This is a genomic window from Actinacidiphila glaucinigra, from assembly GCF_900188405.1.
GTDB classification, from domain to species: Bacteria; Actinomycetota; Actinomycetes; order Streptomycetales; family Streptomycetaceae; genus Actinacidiphila; species Actinacidiphila glaucinigra.
Genome location: NZ_FZOF01000008.1, coordinates 296524 through 318682 on the forward strand (window position 1 = coordinate 296524; position 22159 = coordinate 318682).

At 72.8% G+C, this 22159-nt stretch carries 20 protein-coding genes; 11 read left to right on the forward strand and 9 right to left on the reverse strand.

What is annotated here, in order from left to right; genetic code table 11:
• The first annotated feature begins 16 nt into the window (after positions 1-16).
• The 6 genes from scy to CHF15_RS19500 all read left to right on the forward strand — a co-directional run bounded on the left by scy (position 17) and on the right by CHF15_RS19500 (position 9004).
• Entirely contained in the window at positions 17-3913 is a 3897-nt protein-coding gene (scy, locus tag CHF15_RS19475) for a polarized growth protein Scy (RefSeq protein WP_089225106.1), read from the forward strand.
• A gap of 103 nt (positions 3914-4016) precedes the next feature.
• A complete protein-coding gene (locus CHF15_RS19480) occupies positions 4017-4949 on the forward strand; it encodes a coiled-coil domain-containing protein (protein ID WP_089225107.1) in 933 nt (310 codons plus the stop codon).
• A gap of 132 nt (positions 4950-5081) precedes the next feature.
• Positions 5082-6068 carry an ABC transporter ATP-binding protein gene (locus CHF15_RS19485; RefSeq protein WP_089225108.1) on the forward strand — a complete coding sequence of 329 codons (987 nt, stop codon included), beginning with the start codon at positions 5082-5084 and terminating at the stop codon, positions 6066-6068.
• Position 6069: 1 nt separating this feature from the next.
• A complete protein-coding gene (locus tag CHF15_RS19490; protein ID WP_089225109.1) occupies positions 6070-6846 on the forward strand; it encodes an ABC transporter permease subunit in 777 nt (258 codons plus the stop codon).
• A gap of 113 nt (positions 6847-6959) precedes the next feature.
• Complete coding sequence (locus CHF15_RS19495; RefSeq protein WP_089225110.1) at positions 6960-8138, forward strand: ABC transporter ATP-binding protein; 1179 nt, start codon at positions 6960-6962, stop codon at positions 8136-8138.
• Entirely contained in the window at positions 8135-9004 is an 870-nt protein-coding gene (locus CHF15_RS19500) for an ABC transporter permease subunit (protein ID WP_179279870.1), read from the forward strand. Before CHF15_RS19495 ends, CHF15_RS19500 begins: the two co-directional genes overlap by 4 nt.
• Before the next feature lie 28 nt (positions 9005-9032).
• Here CHF15_RS19500 and CHF15_RS19505 read toward each other — a convergent pair whose 3' ends face one another.
• Positions 9033-9356, reverse strand: a complete 324-nt coding sequence (locus CHF15_RS19505) for a hypothetical protein (RefSeq protein WP_026251812.1) — start codon at positions 9354-9356, stop codon at positions 9033-9035.
• A 214-nt stretch (positions 9357-9570) separates the two neighbouring features.
• Here CHF15_RS19505 and CHF15_RS19510 point away from each other — a divergent pair, with 214 nt between their 5' ends.
• Positions 9571-10596, forward strand: coding sequence for an LLM class flavin-dependent oxidoreductase (locus tag CHF15_RS19510; protein ID WP_089225111.1), 1026 nt, complete (start codon positions 9571-9573; stop codon positions 10594-10596).
• Positions 10597-10649: 53 nt separating this feature from the next.
• Here the strand turns inward: CHF15_RS19510 and CHF15_RS19515 are convergent, their stop codons facing one another.
• Entirely contained in the window at positions 10650-11042 is a 393-nt protein-coding gene (locus CHF15_RS19515) for an SCO5389 family protein (protein WP_018563511.1), read from the reverse strand.
• A gap of 186 nt (positions 11043-11228) precedes the next feature.
• On the opposite strand from CHF15_RS19515, the gene nucS reads away from it, so the two are divergent.
• On the forward strand, positions 11229-11891 hold the full coding sequence (gene nucS / locus CHF15_RS19520; protein ID WP_018563512.1) for an endonuclease NucS: 663 nt from the start codon (positions 11229-11231) through the stop codon (positions 11889-11891).
• 95 nt (positions 11892-11986) lie between these two features.
• On the opposite strand, the gene CHF15_RS19525 is transcribed toward nucS, so the two are convergent.
• The 3 genes from CHF15_RS19525 to CHF15_RS19535 all read right to left on the reverse strand — a co-directional run bounded on the left by CHF15_RS19525 (position 11987) and on the right by CHF15_RS19535 (position 16154).
• Positions 11987-14548 (reverse strand): ATP-binding protein, encoded by a 2562-nt coding sequence (locus tag CHF15_RS19525; RefSeq protein ID WP_245938919.1) that lies wholly within the window; start codon positions 14546-14548, stop codon positions 11987-11989.
• A gap of 243 nt (positions 14549-14791) precedes the next feature.
• A complete protein-coding gene (locus CHF15_RS19530) occupies positions 14792-15115 on the reverse strand; it encodes an STAS domain-containing protein (RefSeq protein ID WP_018563514.1) in 324 nt (107 codons plus the stop codon).
• Between the two features lie 190 nt (positions 15116-15305).
• Entirely contained in the window at positions 15306-16154 is an 849-nt protein-coding gene (locus CHF15_RS19535; RefSeq protein ID WP_089225113.1) for a 3-hydroxyacyl-CoA dehydrogenase family protein, read from the reverse strand.
• Between the two features lie 252 nt (positions 16155-16406).
• On the opposite strand from CHF15_RS19535, the gene CHF15_RS19540 reads away from it, so the two are divergent.
• Positions 16407-16979 carry a cob(I)yrinic acid a,c-diamide adenosyltransferase gene (locus CHF15_RS19540; protein ID WP_089225114.1) on the forward strand — a complete coding sequence of 191 codons (573 nt, stop codon included), beginning with the start codon at positions 16407-16409 and terminating at the stop codon, positions 16977-16979.
• A 10-nt stretch (positions 16980-16989) separates the two neighbouring features.
• Here the strand turns inward: CHF15_RS19540 and CHF15_RS19545 are convergent, their stop codons facing one another.
• Positions 16990-17541, reverse strand: coding sequence for a hypothetical protein (locus CHF15_RS19545; protein WP_089225115.1), 552 nt, complete (start codon positions 17539-17541; stop codon positions 16990-16992).
• Positions 17542-17676: 135 nt separating this feature from the next.
• Here CHF15_RS19545 and CHF15_RS19550 point away from each other — a divergent pair, with 135 nt between their 5' ends.
• Positions 17677-18879, forward strand: coding sequence for a sensor histidine kinase (locus CHF15_RS19550; RefSeq protein ID WP_089225116.1), 1203 nt, complete (start codon positions 17677-17679; stop codon positions 18877-18879).
• Positions 18876-19526 carry a response regulator gene (locus tag CHF15_RS19555; RefSeq protein WP_089225117.1) on the forward strand — a complete coding sequence of 217 codons (651 nt, stop codon included), beginning with the start codon at positions 18876-18878 and terminating at the stop codon, positions 19524-19526. The genes CHF15_RS19550 and CHF15_RS19555 overlap by 4 nt, the downstream gene beginning before the upstream one ends.
• Positions 19527-19664: 138 nt before the next feature.
• On the opposite strand, the gene CHF15_RS19560 is transcribed toward CHF15_RS19555, so the two are convergent.
• The 3 genes from CHF15_RS19560 to atpD form a co-directional block, all read right to left on the reverse strand.
• On the reverse strand, positions 19665-20111 hold the full coding sequence (locus tag CHF15_RS19560) for a DUF2550 domain-containing protein (RefSeq protein ID WP_089225239.1): 447 nt from the start codon (positions 20109-20111) through the stop codon (positions 19665-19667).
• A gap of 99 nt (positions 20112-20210) precedes the next feature.
• Positions 20211-20591 (reverse strand): F0F1 ATP synthase subunit epsilon, encoded by a 381-nt coding sequence (locus tag CHF15_RS19565; RefSeq protein WP_026251815.1) that lies wholly within the window; start codon positions 20589-20591, stop codon positions 20211-20213.
• Positions 20592-20714: 123 nt separating this feature from the next.
• The gene (gene atpD / locus CHF15_RS19570) at positions 20715-22157 is read right to left on the reverse strand and encodes a F0F1 ATP synthase subunit beta (RefSeq protein ID WP_089225118.1); all 1443 of its coding nucleotides are present in this window, start codon (positions 22155-22157) and stop codon (positions 20715-20717) included.
• Between the last annotated feature and the right edge of the window lie 2 nt (positions 22158-22159).

Genomic DNA, 22159 nt, shown 5'->3' on the forward strand with positions numbered 1-22159 from the left:
CGGATGGGACCGCGGAGTGCGGGGCTACGACCGCTACGAGGTTGAGGACGACCACCTCTCGCAGTTCGAGGCCGAGATGGAGCGGCTTCGTAAGGAGCGGGACAAGGTCGTCCAGCATGCCGACGACCTCGGCTACCAGGTCGAGGTGCTGCGCGCCAAGCTGCACGAGGCGCGCCGCAACCTCGCGAGCCGTCCTGCCTACGACAACCTCGGCCACCAGGCCGACCAGTTGCTGCGCAATGCCCAGATCCAGGCCGACCAACTGCGCGCCGACGCCGAGCGGGAGCTGCGCGAGGCCCGGGCGGCCACCCAGCGCCTCCTCCAGGAGCAGGCCGAGCACCAGGCCCGCGTGGAGGCCGAGTGGCACGCCGAGGCCGTCGGCCGGCGCCGCCGGCTGGACGAGGAGCTGGCCGAGCGCCGCACCAACGTCGAGAGCCACGTCAACGAGAACGTGGCCTGGGCCGAGCAGTTGCGGGCCCGCGCCGAGTCGCAGGCCCGCCGGCTCATGGAGGAGACCCGCACCGAGTCGGAGGCCGCGCTGGCCGCCGCACGCGCCGAGGCGCAGCGGATCGCCGAGGGCGCCCGCGACCGGCTGGAGTCGGAGTCCTCGACCGCGCGCGCCGAGGCCGATCAACTGCTGCGCCGGGCCCGCGCGGACGCCGAGCGGCTGCTGAACGCCGCGGCCAGCCAGGCCCAGGAGGCCACCACGCAGGCCGAGCAGCTGCGTGCCTCCACCCAGAGCGACACCGACAACGCCCGCACCCAGGCCGGCGAACTCTCCCGCTCCGCCGAGGAGAAGCTGCGCGAGGCACAGGAGAAGCTGCGCGAGGCGCAGAGCGAGGCCGACCGGCTCCGCGAGGAGGCCTCGGCCAACGCCGCCAAGCGGCTGGCCACCGTCGACGCCGACAACGAGCAGCGCACCCGTACGGCCAAGGCCGAGGTGGCCCGGCTGGTCGCCGAGGCGACCAAGGAGGCGGAGGCCGCCAAGGCCGAGGCCGAGCAGATCCTCGCCGACGCCAACAACGAGGCCGAGCGGCTGCGCAGCCAGGCCCAGGAGACCGCCAAGTCCGAGGCGGCCGAGGACGCCGCGGCGGCGCTGGCCAAGGCGGCCCGCACCGCCGAGGAGGTGCTCAACAAGGCCACCGAGGACGCCCGTGCCACCACCGGCGCGGCGAGCGAGGAGGCCGAGCGCATCCGCCGCGAGGCGGAGGCGGAGGCGGACCGGCTCCGCGGCCAGGCCGAGGAGTCGGCCGAGGAGCTGCTCGGCACCGCCAAGGACGACACCAGGGAGTACCGCGCCAAGACGGTCGAGCTCCAGGAGGAGGCCCGCAGGCTGCGTGGCGAGGCCGAGCAGCTGCGCGCCGAGGCGGTCGCCGAGGGCGAGCGCATCCGCGGCGAGGCGCGGCGCGAGGCGGTGCAGCAGATCGAGGAGGCGGCCCGGTCCGCCGAGGAGCTGCTGACCAAGGCGAAGGCCGACGCCGCGGAGCACCGGCAGAAGGCGACCGCCGACTCCGAGAAGGTCCGCACCGAGGCGATCGACCGTGCCGGGGGCCTGCGCCGGCAGGCCGACGAGCTGCTGGAGCGCGCCCGGGGCGAGGCCGAGCAGGTCCGCGCCGAGGCCGAGCAGCAGGCGGAGCAGGTCAAGGAGGACGCCGAGGGCGCCGGCCGGCTGCTGCGCGAGGAGGCCGAGCGGGCCGCCCAGCGGCTGCGCGACGAGGCCGAGGCCGATCTGGTCCGGCTGCGCGAGGAGGCCGAGCACCGCATCGCCGCGGCCGAGGAGGCGCTGCGCGAGGCCCGCACCGAGGCGGAGCGGCTGCGCCGCGAGACCGCCGAGGAGGCGGCCACGCTGCGCACGGAGGTCGCTGAGCGGGTCCGCGGGCTGCAGGAGCAGGCCGAGCAGGAGACGGTACGGCTGCGCGACGAGGCCGCCGCCGACGCCTCGCAGACCCGGGCCGAGGCCGAGCAGCTGGCCGTACGTCTGCGGGGCGACGCCGCAGCCGAGGCCGAGACCCTGCGCACCGAGGCCCAGGAGACCGCCGACCGGGTCCGCGCCGAGGCGCAGGAGACCGCAGGACGGCTGCGGGCCGAGGCGGCCGAGGCGCTGTCCGCCGCCCAGGAGGAGGCCGTGCGCCGCCGCCGGGAGGCCGAGGAGCTGCTGGGCGCGGCCCGCGGCGAGGCGGAGCAGGAGCGCGCACAGGCCGGCCGCGAGGGCGAGGAGTTGCTGGCCGCCGCCCGCAAGCGGGTGGAGGAGGCCGGCGCCGAGGCGGAGCGGCTGGTCGCCGAGGCCGAGCGGCACGCTGCCGAGCTGGTCGGCGCGGCCGAGCAGACCGCCCAGCAGGTGCGGGACTCGGTCAACGGGCTGCACGAGCAGGCCGAGGAGGAGATCACCGGGCTGCGCTCGGCGGCCGAGCACGCCGCGGAGCGCCTGCGGTCCGAGGCCCAGGAGGCCGCGGACCGGCTGCACGCGGACGCCAACGCCGAGCGCGAGCGCGCCACCGAGGACGCCCAGCGGATGCGCCGCGAGGCGCAGGAGGAGGCCGAGGAGGCCCGGCAGCTGGCCGACCGCACGGTCGGCGAGGCGATCGAGGAGGCCGACCGGCTGCGGACGGAGACCCGCGACGAGGCCAACCGGCAGCGGGTGGAGGCCGCCGAGCAGGCCGACCGGCTGCTCACCGAGGCGATCGAGGAGGCCGACCGGCTCCGCGCCGACGCCGCCGCCCGGGCCGAGGAGACCGTGGGCAAGGCGCAGCGCGACGCCGAGCGGCTGGGCATCCTCGCCAAGGACGCCCTCGACTCCGCGGAGCGGGACGCCGAGGAGCGCCGCCGCGCGGCCGAGGAGTCGCTGGGCACCGCCGAGGCGGAGGCCCGCCGCATCATGGACGAGGCGCGCGACGAGGCCAACAAGCGGCGCACGGACGCGGCCCAGCAGGCGGACCAGCTGATCACCAAGGCCCGTGCGGAGGCGGAGCGGCTGGGCATCCTGGCCAAGGACGCCCTGGAGTCCGCCGAGCGCGACGCCGAGGCCGCCCGCACGGAGTCCGATCGGATCCGGGACGAGGCCCGCGAGGACGCCAACAAGCGCCGCGCCGAGGCCGCGGGCCAGGCGGACGAGCTCATCTCGCAGGCACAGGGCGAGGCCCTCAAGATCGGCACCACCGCGGAGGAGCAGGCCGACACCATGGTCGGCGCCGCCCGCAAGGAGGCCGACCGGATCGTCGCCGGGGCCACCTCGGAGAGCAACGGCATGGTGGAGCGGGCCCGTACGGACGCCGACACGCTGCTCGAAGAGGCCCGCAGGGACGCCACCGCCATCCGCGAGCGCGCGACGGAGCTGCGGCAGCGCGTCGAGGCCGAGGTCGAGGAGCTGCACGAGCGGGCCCGCTCGGAGTCGGCCGCCACCATGAAGTCGGCGGGCGAGCGCGTCGACAAGCTCGTCGAGGCCGCCACGGAGCAGCTGGAGAAGGCCGAGGCCAAGGCCCGCGAACTGGTCACGGACGCCGAGGCCAGGGCCGAGGAGACGCGGTCCAACGCGAGCGCGGAGGCGAGCAAGGTCCGCATCGCCGCGGTGAAGAAGGCGGAGGAGCTGCTCAAGGGGGCCGAGCAGAAGAAGAACGACACGGAGCGCGACGCGGAGCGGGTGCGCAGCGAGGCCCGTGTCGAGGCCGAGCGCATCGTGACCGAGGGCAAGAAGGAGCTCGAGGTGCTCAGCCGGCGCCGGCAGGACATCAACGCGGAGATCACCCGCGTGCAGGATGTCCTCGAGGCACTGGAGTCATTCCAGCAGCCGGCCGACGGGGGGAAGGGCAACAGTCAGAACACCACACAGAACGGTAAGAACGCGGTCACCGCTGGTGCAGCGGTCGGTACGCCCCGGACAGGGAGCAAGCGGTCCGACGATGCGCCACTCGATTGAGCGGACATTGTGCACAGTTACTGGACAGTGACTGTAAGACACGCCGCTTCGGCCCCTAGGATTCCCCCTATCACCCCACCCGGTCTGAATTGACAGGAACCCCATGAGCGACACTTCCTCCCCCTTCGGCTTCGAGCTCGTGCGGCGTGGATACGACCGCGGTCAGGTGGACGACCGCATCACCAAACTCGTCGCCGACCGTGACAGCGCGCTGGCCCGGATCAACGCGCTGGAGAAGCGCATCGAGGAACTCCACCTCGAGACCCAGAACGCGCAGGCCCAGGTCAACGACGCCGAACCGTCCTACGCCGGTCTCGGCGCGCGCGTCGAGAAGATCCTCCGCCTCGCGGAGGAGGAGGCGAAGGACCTGCGCGAGGAGGCCCGCCGCGCCGCCGAGCAGCACCGCGAGCTGGCCGAGTCCGCCGCCACCCAGGTGCGCAACGACGCCGAGTCCTACGCCGCCGAGCGCAAGTCGAAGGCCGAGGACGAGGGCGAGCGCATCGTCGAGAAGGCCAAGGGTGAGGCCGGCCAGCTGCGCGCCGACGCGCAGAAGGACGCGCAGGCCAAGCGCGAGGAGGCGGACGCCCTCTTCGAGGAGACCCGCGCCAAGGCGGCCCAGGCCGCGGCCGACTTCGAGACCAACCTGGCCAAGCGCCGCGAGCAGTCCGAGCGCGACCTCGCGTCGCGTCAGGCCAAGGCCGAAAAGCGCCTCGCCGAGATCGAGCACCGCGCCGAGCAGCTCCGCCTGGAGGCCGAGAAGCTGCGCACCGACGCCGAGCGCCGCGCCCGCCAGACGGTGGAGACCGCTCAGCGCCAGGCCGAGGACATCGTGGCCGACGCGAACGCCAAGGCGGACCGCATCCGCAGCGAATCCGAGCGCGAGCTGGCGGCCCTCACCAACCGCCGCGACAGCATCAACGCCCAGCTGACCAACGTCCGCGAGATGCTGGCCACGCTGACCGGTGCGGCGGTCGCCGCGGCCGGCGCCCCCGCCGACGACGAGCCCGTCTCGCGCGGCGTCCCGGCCCAGCGCTGACGCTCCGCGCAGCCCCTGGCGCACATCGAGCCCCCCGCCTTCCCGGCAGGGGGCTCGGTCGTGTCCGGGGAGCGCAAACGGGGGCATGAATTCCGCGTGCATCGCACGCCGCGGCCAAATAGTGTATGCGGCATGATCGAGCTGCAGGGGCTGACCAAGCGGTACGGGGACAAGACCGCGGTGGATGACCTCACCTTCACGGTGCGTCCGGGGGTGGTCACCGGCTTCCTCGGCCCCAACGGGGCGGGCAAGTCGACGACGATGCGCATGATGCTGGACCTGGACAATCCGACCAGCGGCAGCATCCGCATCGACGGCAAGCACTATCGCGAGTTGCACGAACCGCTGAAGCACATCGGTGCGTTGCTCGAGGCCAAGGCCATCCACGGTGGCCGCACGGCGTACAACCACCTGCTGTGCCTGGCCCAGTCCAACCGCATCCCGGCCCGCCGGGTCGACGAGGTGCTGGAGATCGTCGGTCTGGCCCCCGTCGCCAAGAAGCGCTCCAAGGGCTTCTCCCTCGGCATGGGACAGCGTCTCGGCATCGCCGCGGCGCTGCTCGGCGACCCCGAGATCCTGATGTTCGACGAACCGGTCAACGGACTGGACCCGGAGGGCATCCACTGGATCCGCAATCTGATGAAGGGGCTGGCCGCCCAGGGCCGCACGATCTTCGTCTCCAGCCACCTCATGAGCGAGATGGCGCTGACCGCCGAGCACCTGATCGTGATCGGTCGCGGGAAGCTGATGGCGGACACGACGATGGCGGACTTCATCGCCGAGAACTCCCGCTCCTACGTGCGCGTCCGCACCCCGGAGCCGGAGAAGTTCAAGGACGCGCTGGCGGCCGCGTCGATCATCGCGGTGATCGACGACGAGGGCGCCTTCGAGATCGAGGGCGCGGAATCCGCCAAGATCGGTGAACTCGCCGCCCGGAACCAGCTGGTGCTGCACGAGCTCAGCCCCCAGCAGGCCTCCCTGGAGCAGGCGTTCATGCAACTCACCGCCGAGTCGGTGGAGTACCACGCCGGTGGGCCCGCGGCAGAGGCCGGCGAGGCCGCGGCGCCCGCGCCCCAGTGGGGCGCCGCCTGGAACACGCACACCGGAAAGGAAGCCTGACATGGCAGCGACCACCGCTGTTCTGCAGTCGGAGTGGACCAAGGTCAGGACCGTCCGGTCGACCGTGTGGACGCTGGCGTCGGCCGCCGTCCTGACGATCGTCATCAGTGGTCTGTTCTGCCTGCTCTTCCGTACCCAGTGGGACACCATCGAAGAGGGCGCCCGCGCGCAGTTCGACGCCACCAGCCAAAGCCTGTCCGGTCTCTTCCTCGGTCAGCTCGCGCTGATCACCTTCGGCGTGCTGATCATCTCCAGCGAGTACAGCACGGGCATGATCCGGGCCTCGCTCTCGGCGGTGCCGCAGCGCGCGACCTTCTACCTCTCCAAGGTCGCCGTCGCCGCCGGCATCACCTTCGTCCTCGGGGTGATCGTCAGCTTCATCTCCTTCTTCATCGGCCAGGCCATCCTCGGCGGCGACCTCGACACCTCGATCAGCGATCCGGGGGTCCTGCGAGCGGTCTTCGGAGCCGGCCTCTACATGACGCTGATGGTGCTCTTCGCGGTCGGCGTCGCGACGATGCTGCGCAGCCCGATGGTCTCACTGGGCATCCTCATCCCCTTCTTCTTCCTGATCTCCGGGATCCTCTCGGCCGTACCGGGTGCCAAGGACGTGGCCCGGTACTTCCCGGACCAGGCAGGCAGCAAGATCATGCGGGCCACGATCGCCCCGGACGACCCCGCCCCCTACAGCGCGTGGGGCGGACTCGGCATCATGGCGCTGTGGGTGATCGTGGCGCTGATCGGCGGCTACGTGCTGCTGAAGAAGCGGGACGCCTGACCGCTCCCCCGGAATTCGGGCCTCACGGCCCCGGAACCGATCCGGCCCCGCTAGCCTCCTAATCCTCACGGGGGCGAGCACCGTCCCGCGGACTGTTCGTCGAGGGGCGGAGCATGATCGAGGCAGTCGGCCTCACCAAGACCTACGGCAGCAAGACGGCCGTCTACAACCTGTCGTTCCAGGTGCGGCCCGGCATGGTGACCGGCTTCCTGGGGCCCAACGGCTCCGGGAAGTCGACCACGATGCGGATGATCCTGGGCCTGGACACCCCCACCGCGGGACGAGTGACCGTCGGCGGACAGCCGTTCCGGCAGCTGCCCAACGCCCCGCGCCGGGTGGGCGCGCTGCTGGACGCCAAGGCCGTGCACGGCGGGCGCAGCGCGCGCCACCACCTGTTGTGCCTGGCGCAGTTGTCCGGGATCCCCGCCCGCCGGGTGGACGAGGTGCTGGGCGTGGTGGGCCTGCAGGAGGTCGCGGGCAGGCGCTCCAAGGGCTTCTCGCTCGGCATGGGGCAGCGCCTCGGCATCGCGGCGGCGCTGCTGGGCGACCCCGAGGTGCTGCTCTTCGACGAACCGGTCAACGGCCTGGACCCGGAGGGCATCCACTGGGTGCGCCATCTGATGCGCAAGCTCGCCTCGGAGGGCCGTACCGTCTTCGTCTCCTCGCACCTGATGAGCGAGATGGCGCTGACCGCGGACCATCTGATCGTGATCGGCCGCGGCCAGTTGCTCGCCGACATGAGCGTCAAGGACTTCATCGCCGGAAACTCCACGGGCTTCGCGATGGTCCGCACCCCGGACGTGGCCGCGGACCGCGAGAAGCTGACGAAGGCGCTGACCGACGCGGGCGCGCAGGTGCAGCAGGAGCAGGACGGCGCGCTGCGCGTGACCGGTCTGGAGCTGCCGCGAATCAGCGACCTCGCGCACGAGGCGGCGGTGCGGCTGTGGGAACTCTCGCCGCACCAGGCCTCCCTGGAGGAGGCCTACATGCGCCTCACCAACGGCGCCGTCGACTACCGCTCCACGGCCGACCCGCGTCAGGGTCTGCAGCAGCCCGCCGGTGCGCCGGCGCCCGGCGGCTGGGGCATGCCGCAGCAGGCACCGTGGCCGCAGCCCGTCCCGCAGCAGCAGCCGTACGGGTACGGCTACGGGCAGCCGCAGCAGCACCCGCAGCAGCCTCCGGTGCAGGCGTACGCCCCGCCGGTGAACCCGTACACGCAGCCGGCCGCTCCCGCGGCGCCCGCCGCCCCGTCCGCCCCGCAGCCGACCGAGCCCGTCGAGGACGCCCGATGACCGCCCCCGTCCACATGCCGGCCCCGCAGTTCTCCTCCACCGTCCCCGTGGAGCGGACCCACCTCGGCCACGCCCTGAGGTCCGAGTGGACCAAGATCCGCACGGTGCGCTCCACGATCTGGACGCTCGGCGTCATGCTGGTGCTGATCCTCGGGATCAACCTCCTGATCGTCGGCCTGTCCTCGTCGGACATCGTCTCCGACCCGGTGCTCGGCTTCGGGCTGTTCGGCGTGCTCCTCGGCCAGCTCTGCGTGATGACCCTCGGCGTGCTGGTGATCAGCTCCGAGTACGGCACCGGCATGATCCGCACGACCCTGACCGCCTGCCCGCAGCGCGGCCGGGTGCTCGCCGCGAAGGCGATCGTCTTCTTCGCGCTCACCTTCACCGTCACCACTGTGGCCTGCGCGCTCACCGCGCTGATGAACTACGCCACCTTCGGCGGCAAGCCGGTGGGAGAGGGTTCCTTCCTGGGCCCCCGGCTGGTCGTCGAGAACGGCCTCACCACCGCCAGCGGCACCCAGTGGCTCGGCGCCACCGTCGGCGTCGGCCTCTACGTGGCCCTGCTCGGGCTGCTCTCGCTGGCCGTGGGCGCGCTCCTGCGGCACTCCGCGGGCGCGATCACCACGATGATGGGCGTGGTCCTGCTGCCGCTGATCATCGCGATCTTCATGCAGTCGGACAGCCTGCACAAGGTGCAGGAGAAGCTGATCGAGTACTCCTCCCCCAACGCCATCGCGTCGCTCTACCAGATGCCGATGCTGGAGAACGGAGACGCCGACGGGGTGCGCCAGTTGGTCGTGCTCGCGATCATCACGGCCGTCGCCCTGGGCGCGGCCTGCGCGACGCTCTCCAAGCGCGACGTCTGACCCGGGGCACCGGACTTCCGTCCCCCGGTCAGTACCGGGGGGCGTTGCGGGACCGCTGGAGCCGTGCGCCCCGGCGGTCCCTCGCGTTCCAGCAGGCGGTGTGCCAGTGGCGCCGGTCCTCCACGCCGCCGTGCTCCGGCCAGGCCACCAAGTGCCCCACCCCCGGCGGGATCTCCTGGTCGCAGCCGGGGCAGCGGTAGTGCTTGCCGCCCGTGCTCCCGGCCAGCTGGCGGACGGTCCACTGCTCGCCCCGCCAGCTCTCCACGCGCTCCGGACCCCGGGCCGGGCCGGCCTCGGGACGCTCCTCGGCTCTGCCGGCGGCGCCTCGTGGGCGGTTTCGGCGCGGGGACACGGGCACACACCTCATGCGGTTCGGGGGACTCGGGACCGCTTCCCAGCGTACGCGTAGCCCGCACGGTGCCGGGTACCCGTCCGGGTATCCCCCATTCCGGCCATCACCTAGAAAATCATGAAATCGCGGTGGCCGGACCGTGCCTTTGGCACGTGTCAGGCGTTAGTGCCGAGTAGGGGAGCCGTGTCGGCCACCGAGGAAGGTGTGAAGCACGATGCGTGTCGGTACTTTCGTCCTCGCCGCCCAATTCCCGGGGCAGGGACCGGGGGAGGCGCTGCACCGCGCGGTGCGGTCCGCAGAGGCGGCGGAGAAGGCCGGGTTGGACTCCGTATGGCTGGCGGAGCACCACTTCGTGCCGTACGGCGTGTGCCCGTCGGCCGTGACGCTCGCCGCGCTGCTGCTGGGCAGGACGCGCCGGATCGGGATCGGGACGGCCGTGAGCGTGCTGCCGACCGCGCACCCCGTGGCGCTCGGCGAGCAGGCGGCGCTGCTGCACATCACCTCGGGCGGCCGCTTCACGCTGGGCGTGGGCCGCGGCGGCCCATGGGTGGACCTGGAGGTCTTCGGCGCCGGACTCGCCGCCTTCGAGAGCGGTTTCCCCGAGTCGCTGGACCTGCTGCTGCGCTGGCTGCGCGAGCCCCGCGTGGGGGCCTCGGGTGAACGATTCGCCTTCCGCGAGGTCGATGTCGTACCGCGGGCGGACGAGTTCGAGGCGCCGGGCGGGCCGCCGGTCGTCGTCGCCTGCACCTCGCCGGGCAGCGTCCGGCTCGCGGCGCGCAGGGGCCTGCCGATGCTGCTCGGCATGCACTGCGGCGACGAGGACAAAGCTGCCATGGTCGCAATGTGGCAGGCCGAGGCGCGCGATGCGGGGCTTTCACCCGAATTGGTGGCCAAAGCGGAACATGTCTCCGCGGGCGTCGTACAGATCGCGGACCGCCGCGCCGACGCCGTGGAGTCCCTCACCAAGGCGATGCCCGGCTGGCTCCAGCGGGGCCTCGCCGCGCACCGCACCGTCGACGGCCGGCCCCGGACGATGCGCGATCCGCTCGCCTACACCGAACTCCTCTGCGGCCTCCACCCCGTGGGCCCGCCGGCGCTGTGCGCCGACCGGCTGGCCGCCACCGCCGAGCGGACCGGCATCCGCCGCTTCGCCCTGCTCGTCGAGGGCTCGGGCGATCTCGCGGCCACCGAGGAGAACGTGGCGCGGCTCGGCAGCGAAGTGCTCCCGCAATTGGCCTGATTGAAACCTGAAAGAGCAGTGGTGCGACCAATGGCGGGAGCACCCTGCCCGGTTCAGCAGTCCCGCAGTTCCGGGGACTGGTTCAGCAGCTGTGCGCGTACGGAGGTGAAGGTGGCGTAACGCCCGTCGACCGCCGGGTCCAGCGGGAACACCGCGACCCGGTGGCAGTTCTGGAACGCCAGCCGGACCCCGAAGTGCCGCTGCAGGGCCCCCCGTATCGCGTCACTCGCCAGGGCGCGGAGCAGCTGCCCGCGCGCGTGCTCATCCGGCGGGGGTACCTGGTTGTCGGCGAACTCGCCGCCGTCCACCTTGAGTTGTGCCGCCAGAGAGCTGATCATGTCCCATGCGTAAGGCAGGGAGGTCCGGACGCAGTCGACGAATTCCCGTTCGTCGACCTCGCCTCGCTCGGCCTGTTCGAGGAGGGCCGGTGAGACGTCGAGCGACATGAGTACTCCTCTCGTGACCCCCCTGTCCGAGGAGTCAGACGGACTACGGAGAGAAGCCGCCCAGAGTTCTCCCGCACGACGGCCTCCACCCACAACCGTAGGCGGAGAGGTCCCATGACACTAGGCGGGAGCGTTCACAACAGGCCATTTTCCGGACGCGCCCGGTAGCGAGTAACGTTGCCGACCATGCGTCTCGTCATCGCCCGTTGCTCCGTGGACTACGCGGGCCGGCTCTCCGCCCATCTGCCGTCGGCGACCAGGCTGCTCCTGGTCAAGGCCGACGGCAGTGTCTCCGTCCACGCCGACGACCGTGCCTACAAGCCGCTGAACTGGATGTCGCCGCCCTGCACGCTCAAGGAGGGCGAGGACGGGGTCTGGACGGTCACCAACAAGGCCGGCGAGCAGCTGATCATCACCATCGAGGACGTGCTGCACGACTCCACGCACGAACTCGGCGTCGACCCCGGCCTGATCAAGGACGGCGTCGAGGCCCACCTCCAGGAGCTGCTGGCCGACCGCATGGAGGTGCTCGGCGAGGGCTGGAGCCTCGTCCGCCGCGAGTACCCGACGGCCATCGGCCCGGTGGACATCCTGTGCCGGGACGCGTCCGGCACGACGGTCGCGGTCGAGATCAAGCGCCGCGGCGAGATCGACGGCGTCGAGCAGCTCACCCGCTACCTCGAACTCCTCAACCGGGACCCCCTGCTGGCGCCCGTGAAGGGCATCTTCGCCGCGCAGGAGATCAAGCCGCAGGCGCGGGTCCTCGCGACGGACCGCGGCATCGACTGCGTCGTCCTGGACTACGACGCGCTGCGCGGCATCGAGGACGACAAGCTGCGCCTCTTCTGACGGACACCGCCCGCTTCCCCGCCCGTCGGCGGGGAAGCGGTACGGCGCGGCCCGGCGGTCGGCAGACCGCCGGGCCGCGCCATGACGGGCGCGTGTCAGGCGATCGTGCCGGAGCTGTCGGGAGCGCCGGGCAGACCGGTGACGGTGGCGGAACTCTCGGGCGCGCTCGCGCTGGCGGAGGTGCCGCCGTCGCCGGACTCCGACCCGCTCGGGGTGGGATCGGTGGGAGTGGCCGAGTCCGAGGGGGACGGGCTTCCGGTCGAGCCGCCGTCCGTCGAGCCGCCGTCGGTCGGGTCGCCCGTGCCGCCGTCGCCCCCCGTGTCCCCTCCCCCGCTCGGGTCGCCCCCCGAGCCGCCGCTGTGCGAACCACCGCCCGAGCCGCCGCCGTGCGAACCGCCGCCCGTCGAGGAGCCGCCGTCGGCCCCGCCGTCGGTGCCGCCGGAGCCACCACCGGACACGGACCCGGCGCCGCCGGCGCCCGTGGTGCCGCCGGCCGGTGCGCCAGGCGTCGTCGCGGTGTCGCTGCCGCTCGCGGAGGGTCTGGGCCGCTGGGTGGAGCCGGGGGTCGGAAGGTCCTCGGCCGGGAGGCCGTCGTCCGCGCCGTCCTCCTGGGCGGACTCGACCGGCTTCACGTTCATGGGGGTGTTCTGGTCGCCGCCGGAGGCCGTCGTGCCGAGGGTGACGACGGTGCCGAGCACGGCCGCCAGCAGGGCGCCCGCACCGGCGGCGACGAGGTTGCGGCGGGAACCGGTGAGGGCGATCCGGCGCGGGGCGGCGGCCGCCGCGGCCAGGCGCTTGCCGATGATCGTCGTGGGCGCCTCGGACATGTCGGTTCCGGTCGCCGGGGTCTCGACGCCCACGAGGCCCGTGCCGGGCACAGGACCGCCCTCGCGGTCCGCGACGAGCGCGAGGGTACGGCGCCCCACCGTCGTGCCCTGGCGGTCCGCGAGAGCGCCGCGCAGGGCTATCGATGCCTCCAGTTCACTGCGGGCCCGGTCCAGGCTGCCCAGGCACAGCGCCAGGACACCGAGTTCGTGGAGGAAGTACGCCTCCTCGGCCACCTCCCCGGCCAGCCGGGCGGCCTCCTGGCCGACGCGCAGCGCGCGTTCCCACGCACTCCAGTACATGGCCGCGGCGAGGACGGGCGCCACCGTACGGGCCAGGAGAACGGCGGCGCTCGTGTGCCCGCCGTCGCGCGCGGCCCCCAGGGCGGCCAGGATGGCCTCCGCCTCGGCGGCGACGCGCTGCGGGGTGACCGAGGGGTGCCCGGCCCACCAGGCGTAGTGCTGGGCGGCGGCCAGTGCCTGCGGGGAGCCCTCGGCGGCGGCCTCCGCCGCCAGTCCGTCCACGAGGGCCAGTTGCCGGCTCACGCCCGCCGCGAGGCGGTGGTGCGCGGCGACGGGAACGGCGAGCCCGACGGCCACGATCTCGCCGAGGGCGGCGTCGCCGTGGGTGTCGCCGATGAGGGCCGGCAGGTGCGACGGGTGCGGGCACTCGCCGCCCAGGGCCACGGCGAAGCGCAGCGCCTCCTGCGCCGAGGCGCCGAGGCGGGAGGCGAGCAGGACCGCGGGGGCGGCGCTCTCGGCGAGCGAGGGCAGCGGCACGTGCGAGGCCGACGCCCCCGGCCGGGCGTCGAAGGGCGCGTCGACGGGCAGCCCGTCGACGGCCTCGACGTCGCCCCACACCGACTCGTCGGCCGCGAGGATCTCCGCCCCGAGGGCGTCGCGCTGCCGCAGCAGCGCACCGGCCTGGACGAAGCGCAGCGGCAGGCCCTCCGACTCGAACCACAGGTCGGCCGCCCAGGCGGTCTCCTCCTCCTCCAGAGGGCGGCCCGCGGAGAACTCCAGCAGCTCCAGGCAGGCGACCCGGGTCAGTCCCGGGAGGAAGACCTCCTCGACCAGGGAGTCGCTGGAGGGGGCCGGCACGTCGGGGGTGGCGGACATCACGAAGGCGCACTCGGGCGCCGCCGCGAGCAGTTCCTCCAGGGAGGCGCCGCCGAACTCCAGGTCGTCCAGGACGACGACCGCGCCGACCTCGCGGAGCAGTTCGAGCAGCCGGCTGCGGTCGGGGCGGTAGTCCTCGGCTTCGTAGATGGTGCCGAAGAGTTCCTGCAGCAGGTCGCTGGGGGTCCGGCGGTAGCCGGAGAGCCGGATCACGCCGTCGGGGGCGAGGTCCACGCAGGCCTCGGCGACCGCGTCGAGCAGCACGCTGCGGCCGGCGCCGGAGGGCCCGGTCACGCGCACCGAGCGGCCCCGGGAGAGCAGCCGCACCAGGCGCTCGCGCTCCTCCCCGCGCTCCAGCAGCGGGAGCTCGGGGGCGAGGGGCCCCGGCGGCGCCGTCGGCCGGGCGGCCGCGGTGAGCGCCGCGCGTTCCTGCGCCGCGCGCCGTACGGGCGCGGGCAGGCCGCCGGGGGCGAGGGAGCTGACCTCGCTGCCGTCGACGGGATTGAGGGTCAGCCTGTAGTCACCGACCACGAGTTCGACGACGCGTGGCGCGTCGCCGTCCGCCGTGGCCGCCCCGAGCTCGAGGGCGAGCGGGTCGCGCGGCGGCCGGCCGACGCGCGGGGCCGGCGCGGTGCCGTCCTCCGCGCCCACGGCGGGCGTCGCGTCGGCAAAGCTCGTGGAGTCCTGTTGTGCGCCGTACTCGTCACCGGTCATGTCGGGTCCGTGTGGGTCCATTAGTCTCCGCCCCCCATGTGCGTCGCAGCGGGGCCCCACCGGGCCCGCGGTTCCGCCGTTGGACCGGTCCGGCTCCCCTCCTCGGCGTACGGGGTTGAGGCACGCCGGAACCGAACCCTAAACCTTCCCACAGTATGTGCGAAGCCCAGGGCGGCCATGCCGCCCTTGCGTCCGAATCTGTCCCGGGTTGCCGCTTCCGTGCCGACGCGCCCGGTGGGTGCCCTAGGTCCGCGGCAGTGCTTCTGCCGCGATTCCCCCCTCGATGACCAGGATGCGGTGCAGCCTCGTGGCGACCAGCAGCCGCTGCATCTGCGCCGGCACGCCCCGCAGGACGAGACGCCGGTCCGCCCGGCCGCAGCGGCGGTGCGCCCCCATGATGACCCCCAGGCCCGTCGCGTCCCACGAGTCGAGTTCGGTCAGGTCGAGCACGAGGTCGCCGTGGCCCCCGTCCACCGCGCTGTGCAGGACCTTGCGGGCGTCCGCCGCGGTGCGGACGTCGAGGCGGCCCCCGACGACCAGCTCGGCGTGATCGCCCCTGATGTGCATTACGCCTCCCCGTGAAGTGAATGGGTGGAAACTGCCGTGGTTCTACGTAACTGACGGTCCGTCGTACGAAGAGGTTGCCGTCTGTGAGCGAACCGATACCGAATTCACCCTTGCGAGTGACAGGAGAGGTCCGAGGGGCCCAGCCCGCCGGGCATCCGCACCGGGCCGGGCCCTTCGGGTTGACGCTCCGTCAGTACCGGTAGAAGCCCTCGCCGCTCTTGCGGCCGAGCGCGCCCGCGTCCACCATGCGCCGCATGAGCTCCGGCGGGGCGAACTTCTCGTCCTGCGACTCGGTGTAGATGTTGTCGGCGGCGTGCAGCAGGATGTCGACGCCGGTGAGGTCGGCGGTCGCCAGCGGGCCCATCGCGTGGCCGAAGCCGAGCCTGCAGGCGACGTCGATGTCCTCGGCCGTGGCGACGCCCGACTCGTAGAGCTTGGTGGCCTCGACGACCAGCGCCGCGATCAGCCGGGTGGTGACGAAGCCGGCCACGTCCCGGTTGACGACGATGGTCGTCTTGCCGACCTCCTCGGCGAAGGCCTTGGCGCGCGCCAGGGTCTCGTCGCTGGTCTTGTAACCGCGCACCAGCTCGCACAGCTGCATGAGCGGCACCGGCGAGAAGAAGTGGGTGCCGACCACGCTCTCAGGGCGCTCCGTCACCGCGGCGATCTTGGTGATCGGGATGGCGGAGGTGTTGGAGGCCAGCACCGCGTCCGCCTTGGCGATCTTGTCGAGGGCGCGGAAGATCTCCTGCTTGACCTCGATCTTCTCGAAGACGGCCTCGACGACGATGTCGGCGCCGGCGGCCGCGTCCAGGTCGGTGGTGGTGGTGATGCGCGCGAGCGCGGCGGCCGCGTCCTCGGCGGCGAGCTTGCCCTTGGCGACGAACTTCTCGTAGGACGCCTCGATCCCGCCCTTGCCCCGGGCCAGCGCCTCGTCCGTGATGTCACGCAGGACGACCTCGTAACCCGCCTGTGCGGACACCTGCGCGATGCCGGAGCCCATCAGGCCGGCTCCGATGACGGCGAGCTTCTTCGCCACGGCACACACCTATCTTCTCGATGCTGTTGCCGGGACCTTAACGTCGCTCCGCGGAGGAGCGCAGCAGGAAGAGAGGCGGGTCACCCTGTGTCCTTCGTCGCACAGTTGAGGGCCCCGGCGCCCAGTTGCTGCCGCACCGCGTCCAGTTTGGCCGGGACCGCCCCCGGAGTCCGCCTCCGCGTCCCCCGCCGCGGTCCCGCCACGGGGCGCGGCCGGAGCGCGGCCGGGGCGCGGCCTGACTACGCTCGACACATGGTCAATCTGACGCGCATCTACACGCGGACCGGGGACGACGGCACCACCGCCCTCGGCGACATGAGCCGCACGGCCAAGACCGACAGCCGCATCTCGGCCTACGCGGACGCCAACGAGGCGAACGCCGTGATCGGTGTGGCGCTCGCGCTCGGCGCGCTCCCGCAGGAGGTCTCGACCGTCCTCGTACGGGTCCAGAACGACCTCTTCGACGTCGGCGCCGACCTCGCGACACCCGTCGTCCCGGACCCCAAGTACCCGCCGCTGCGCGTCGAGCAGTCCTACGTGGACCGGCTGGAGGCGGACTGCGACCGCTTCCTGGAGGAGCTGGAGAAGCTGCGCAGCTTCATCCTTCCCGGCGGCACCCCGGGCGCCGCGCTGCTCCACCAGGCGTGCACGGTCGTCCGCCGCGCCGAGCGCTCCACGTGGGCCGCGCTGGAGGAGCACGGCGAGACGATGAACCCGCTCACCGCCACCTACCTCAACCGGCTGTCCGACCTGCTGTTCATCCTGGCCCGCACGGCCAACAAGGAGGTCGGCGACGTGCTGTGGGTGCCCGGCGAGAACCGCTGACCCCGCCCGCTCAGACGCGCGGCGAGGCGGCCGGCTCCCGCTTGGGCCACAGCGTGTAGCTCGCCGCGACGACGGCGTGGATCCCGGCCGTCACCCCCATCCGCACCTGCCACTCCCCCAGGGCCGCCGTGCGCCCGGCGTCCGCGACAAGCCATACGGCCAGCTGCAGCAGGGCGGCGGCGACGGCCGTGGAGACCGCGGTACGGCCGAGCAGCCGCCACTCGTGCACGGCCCGGGCCCTGCCGTACTTCGGCGCCGGAGGGGGCTTCGGGCCGCCCGCGTAGCGGTGCGCGAAGCGGGCGTCGGCCCAGCGGACGACGGAGTGGCCGTAGCCGGCGGAGAAGCCCACGTAGGCGGCGGCCAGACCGTGCCGCGCGGCGGCCGTGCCACCGTCGCGCAGGTCGGCCACCGCGGCGGCCAGCAGCACCAGGTCCACCAGGGGCACGCACACCAGCAGGGCCGCGCCCGCCCGGGGCAGGCGCAGCAGGTAGCGCACGGCGAGCCCGGCGCCGAGCAGCACCCAGAAGGCGATCTCGCACCCGATGATCAGCGTCACCAACATGCCGCAAGGCTCCCCCGACGGCGTCGCGCGGCGCGTCGTCGGCGCTGATGAGTCCCGGCTGCATCCTTCGGTGTACGTACCGGCTCCGACCCCCGGTGGACGCGCGGCGTCCGCGCCGCGTGCTGGGATGGGCCCATGACGACCACCGCCGCCCGGCGCCCGCACCGCGACGACGTGCTGATCGCCGCCGCGGGGCTCGCGGGGGGCCTCACGATGTGGGCGTTCGGGCTGTACACCTACTCCGGGAACCATCCGGCGGGCGACCGCGCCTGGCTGCCGCTGCTCCCGCTGGTGATCATGGCCGGATGCGAACTGCTGCGGCGGACCGCGCCCCGCGTGGCGCTCGTCGCCGGCGTGCTCACCCTCTGCGCCGACTTCGTGATCGGTTCGCTGCTGGTGACCGTGCTGATGTTCACCGACCTCGTGTACGCCGCCGTCCTGTACGGGCCCAAGCGGCTGACCCGGGTCGTCCCGGTCGGCAGCGTGCTCGGCACGGCCGCGATCACGGCCACCGCGGTGGCGGTGCACCCGGTCGCCGAGTCCCTGCTGATCGGCGTCGTCGGCGCCCTGGTCTCGGTGGCCCCCGCCTCGACGGGGGTGATCGTACGGCGGCACCGCGACGAGGCCGCCCACGAACGGCTCCGCGCGGAGCAGACCGCGCTCCTCGCCGAGCTGGACCGCCGGGAGGCGGTGGGCCGCGAGCGGGCCCGGATGGCCCGCGAACTGCACGACATGGTGGCGGGTCACCTCTCCGCGATCGCCGTCCACTCCACCGCCGCGCTGTCACTGGACCGCCATGAGGGCCCGGCCCGCGAGGCGCTGGCGGTGATCCGCGAGAACAGCGTCGCGGGCCTGTCCGAGATGCGCCGGCTGATCGGGCTGCTGCGCGACTCGGCGGGCGAGGACGGGGAGCCGGCCCCCGTCCCGCGGCTGGCCGGCCTGGACGCGCTCCTGGAGCAGATGCGCGCGGCGGCCCCGCACTCGGCCTTCGTGCTGCGCGACGAGCGCCCCGAGGGGGCCGGCCCGCTGCCCGCGCCGGTGGAACTGGCGGCCTACCGGATCGTGCAGGAGTCCCTGACCAACGTCCTGAAGCACGCGTCGCCGGGCGAGGTGCCCGTCGTGCTGCAACAGGACGGCGGGGCGCTGACGGTGACCGTGGCGAGCCCCTGCCGTAACGGCGGCGTGGCGCACCGGCCCGGTCCCCGGGCCCCCGGCTCCGGCAGCGGCCTGATCGGGATGCGGGAGCGCACCGAACTGCTGGGCGGCACCTTCGAGGCGGGCGGCGAGGGCACGACGTGGCGGGTGAGGGCGGTACTGCCCATGGAGGGGAACGCATGATCCGGGTGGTCGTCGCCGAGGACCAGTCCGCGGTACGGGCGGGGCTGGTGCTGATCCTGCGCTCGGTGCCCGACATCGAGGTGGTCGGCGAGGCGGCCGACGGGGAGGCCGCGGTCCGCGTCGCCCGCGAGCTGCGCCCGGACGTGATCCTCATGGACCTCCAGATGCCCCGGCTGGACGGGGTCTCCGCGACCCGCGAGATCGTCGCGGAGGGGCTGGCCGACGTACTCGTGCTCACCACGTTCGACCTGGACGAGTACGTCTTCGGGGCGCTGCGCGCGGGCGCCGCCGGATTCCTGCTGAAGGACACCGAGGCGGATCAGCTGATCGAGGGCGTACGGCTGGTGGCGCGCGGCGAGGGAATGATCGCGCCCGCGGTGACCCGCCGGCTGATCGGCGAGTTCGCCCGCCCGCGGCCGCGTCCGGCCGCCGACCGTGCCGTCCTCGGCCCGCTGACGCCGCGGGAGCGGGAGGTGCTGGTCTGCGTGGGCGAGGGCCTGTCCAACGCGGAGATCGCGGCACGTCTGGAGATGGCGGAGGCCACGGCGAAGACGCACGTCAGCCGCATGCTGGCCAAGCTGGGGCTGCGCAGCCGCCTGCAGGCGGCGGTCCTCGCGCGGGAATTGGGGCTGCCGGAGCGGCCCTAGGACCGGCCGGGGAGGCGCGCTTCGTCCGGGCGGAACCCCAGCCGGCGGGAAGGCGGTACTCCTACCTACGCCACATTGCCCCTCCCCCAGACTTCGTCCGGGGGGACCCCCAACCATCGGAGAAGGCGGTACTGCTACCTACGCCACATTGACCCGCTGGCCCGGAGGGGCGGCCTCGAGCCAGGCGAGAAAGCCGGTGAGGGCGTCGTCGCTCATGGCGAGTTCCAGGCGGGTGCCGCGGTGCTCGCACACCAGGATGACGGCGTCGGACAGGAGCGCCAGCTCCTCCTGGCCCTCGGGGGCGCGGCGGTGGAGCACCTCGATGGCGGAGCGTTCCAGCACCCGGCGCGGCCGGGGCGCGTAGGAGAAGACCCGGAACCACTCGATCCGGTCACCGCTGTAGCGGGCCACGCCGTACGCCCAGCCCTTGCCGGAGGGTTTGTCGGCGCCGGTGGGCGGCATCCGCAGGCTGCAGTCGAACGTGCCGCCGGGCCGCTGGATCAGCCGGCGCCGCAGCCCGAAGACGAACAGCCCCAGCAGCGCCACCGCCACCAGGGCCCCGCACACCTGAAAAGCGAGGATCACGCCCACCGACCTCCTCGCTCCATGTCACGAATAGGGATACTGCAGCCGCGGGACACCCTCACGGGCCTCCCGCGGCTCATGGCCCACTGGGCCGGAGGCTCAGCGCGACCCGCTGGTCGCGGCGATCAGCCGGACCTCGGCCCGGCGCTCACCGGCGGCGTCGGCGTCGGCCTTCGCGCGCTCCAGAGCCCGCTCCGCACGCTGGACGTCGATCTCCTCGGCGAGCTCGGCGATCTCCGCCAGCACCGACAGCTTGTTGTCCGCGAAGGAGATAAAGCCTCCATGCACCGCCGCGACGACGGTGCCGCCCTCGCTGGTGCGGATCGTCACCGGACCGGACTGGAGCACGCCCAGCAGCGGCTCGTGGTTCGGCATGACGCCGATGTCGCCGGACTCGGTGCGTGCGACGACAAGTGTGGCCTCGCCGGACCAGACACGGCGGTCCGCTGCGACCAGCTCGACGTGCAGCTCAGCCAAGATGGCTCCTCGGGTCGGCACCCGCCGCCGTCCGGCGGGTGCATAAAACAAAGGATAACGGGGGTGCGGCAAGGGGGCGGACACAGGGTCCGCCCCCTGCCACGGTGAGCCGTCAGGCGACGGGCGTCAGCTGACGCCGAGCTCGCGGGCGTTGCGCTCGAGGTCCTCGATGCCGCCGCACATGAAGAACGCCTGCTCAGGGAAGTGGTCGTACTTACCGTCGGCGATGGCGTTGAACGCGGAGATCGACTCCTCCAGCGGGACGTCGGAGCCGTCGATGCCGGTGAACTGCTTCGCCGCGTGGGTGTTCTGCGACAGGAAGCGCTCGATCCGGCGGGCGCGGTGGACGGTGAGCTTGTCCTCCTCGCCCAGCTCGTCGATACCGAGGATCGCGATGATGTCCTGGAGGTCCTTGTACTTCTGCAGGATCCCCTTGACGCGCATGGCGCACTCGTAGTGGTCCGCCGCGATGTAGCGGGGGTCCAGGATGCGGGACGTCGAGTCCAGCGGGTCGACCGCCGGGTAGATGCCCTTCTCCGAGATCGGACGGGACAGAACGGTCGTCGCGTCCAGGTGGGCGAAGGTGGTCGCCGGCGCCGGGTCGGTCAGGTCGTCCGCGGGGACGTAGATCGCCTGCATCGAGGTGATCGAGTGACCACGGGTCGAGGTGATGCGCTCCTGGAGGAGGCCCATCTCGTCCGCGAGGTTCGGCTGGTAACCCACCGCGGAGGGCATGCGGCCGAGCAGCGTGGAGACCTCGGAGCCGGCCTGCGTGAAGCGGAAGATGTTGTCGATGAAGAACAGCACGTCCTGCTTCTGCACATCGCGGAAGTACTCCGCCATGGTCAGACCGGCCAGCGCCACCCGCAGACGGGTGCCCGGGGGCTCGTCCATCTGGCCGAAGACCAGCGCCGTCTTGTCGAGGACGCCGGACTCCTCCATCTCCTGGATGAGGTCGTTGCCCTCACGGGTGCGCTCGCCGACGCCGGCGAACACGGAAACGCCCTCGTGCAGCTTCGCCACACGCATGATCATTTCCTGGATGAGGACGGTCTTGCCGACACCGGCGCCACCGAACAGACCGATCTTGCCGCCCTTGACGTACGGGGTCAGCAGGTCGACGACCTTCAGGCCGGTCTCGAACATCTCGGTCTTGGACTCGAGGTCCTCGAACTTCGGCGCCTTGCGGTGGATCGTCCAGCGCTCGCCGACGTTGGCGTTCTCCTCGGGGACGTTCAGCACCTCACCGAGGGTGTTGAACACCTTGCCCTTGGTGAAGTCGCCGACCGGGACGGTGATGCCCGTGCCGGTGTCGCTCACCACGGCCTGGCGGACCAGGCCGTCGGTGGGCTGCATGGAGATGGCGCGGACCAGGCCGTCGCCCAGGTGCTGGGCGACCTCGAGGGTCAGCGTCTTCTTCTTGCCGTCCTCGGCCGGGTCGGCGACCTCGACGGTGAGGGCGTTGTAGATCTCCGGCATGGCGTCGACGGGGAACTCCACGTCGACGACCGGGCCGATGACCCGGGCGACGCGGCCCGTGGCAGCGGCCGTCTCAACAGTGGTGGTCATGT